Source organism: Variovorax sp. RTB1 (assembly GCF_035018765.1).
Taxonomy (GTDB): Bacteria; Pseudomonadota; Gammaproteobacteria; order Burkholderiales; family Burkholderiaceae_C; genus Variovorax.
Map to the genome: position 1 here is coordinate 1 of NZ_JASJXG010000139.1, position 258 is coordinate 258.

The 258-nt window shown below is 69.0% G+C and carries 1 pseudogene; it reads right to left on the reverse strand.

Annotated elements, in window-relative coordinates:
- Window positions 1-258: pseudogene (locus tag QN397_RS26700) on the reverse strand (peroxiredoxin); the annotation flags it as partial.

A 258-nucleotide genomic window follows, 5' to 3' on the forward strand; every position in this document is an offset into this window, starting at 1 on the left:
TGACCGACACGCCGTAGGCAGCGCCGCCGTTCGTGGGGCCGAGGGCGACGCTGGAGTCGATCGACACATCTTCCGGCACCTTGACGCTGATCTTCGGGCCGACGGCCTTCATGGCGCCGATGAAGCAGGCGGCGTAACCGACCGCGAACAGCTGCTCGGGGTTGGTGCCGGGCTTGCCCGAACCAGGCGAGCTGAGCTTGACGTCGACTGCGCCGTCGCTGGATTTGCCTGCGCCGTCGCGGCCGCCGACCGTATGGG